This is a genomic window from Gordonia sp. UBA5067, assembly GCF_002414845.1.
GTDB lineage: Bacteria > Actinomycetota > Actinomycetes > Mycobacteriales > Mycobacteriaceae > Gordonia > Gordonia defluvii.
In genome coordinates, this window is record NZ_DIAX01000026.1 from 12,108 (window position 1) to 12,792 (window position 685).

At 64.1% G+C, this 685-nt stretch carries 1 protein-coding gene and 1 pseudogene; both read left to right on the forward strand.

Features of this window, described 5'->3' with window-relative positions; all coding sequences use genetic code 11:
* A partial coding sequence (locus tag B4M62_RS03665; RefSeq protein WP_414651769.1) for a glycine cleavage system protein H occupies positions 1–223 on the forward strand: 223 nt, incomplete at its 5' end.
* 213 nt (positions 224–436) lie between these two features.
* A pseudogene (gene garA, locus B4M62_RS03670) lies at positions 437–685 on the forward strand (glycogen accumulation regulator GarA); the annotation flags it as partial.

A 685-nucleotide genomic window follows, 5' to 3' on the forward strand; every position in this document is an offset into this window, starting at 1 on the left:
CGCCGAGGTCGAGTCGACCAAGAGTGTGTCGGACATCTACAGCCCGCTCGACGGCGAGGTCGTGGCAGTGAATGACGCGTTGGAGGGCTCGCCGGATTTGGTGAACTCCGATGCGTATGGTGCCGGCTGGCTGGCGGAGATCCGGGTGAGTTCGGGGACTGCCGACGATTTGCTGGACACGCTGCTCGACCCGGCCGCATATGAGGCGCAGATCGCCGATTAGCCGGATTACCGACCGGTTGGTAACGACTTGGGTTCGGCCGGTCCCGCGGTCGCCAACGGTGCGTGGGATCACGGCTGCACCGGTATGATCGGAAGTGCTTGTCACGGTGGATGGGGCACCGGATCGGTGACGAAATTCTGCGAAGCTTGGAATTCGCGGCGCGAGACGACGACTGCGTCCGGCGTGCCGCCAATGGGGAAAATGACAGGAGAAGTGGTGAGCGACAACGACAATGGGTTCGAAGCGCCGGTCGAGACGACCTCGGTGTTTCGCGAGGAGATCATCAAGGAACTCGACGCCTCTGGCGCGTCGAGCAGCGAACCAGCCGACCTCGGTGTGGAGCGACTCGCGCCGGGGACGGCATTGTTGGTGGTCAAGCGCGGCCCGAATGCTGGATCGCGCTTCCTCCTCGACCAGGCAACGACGTCGGCCGGGCGGCACCCCGACAGTGACATCTTCCTC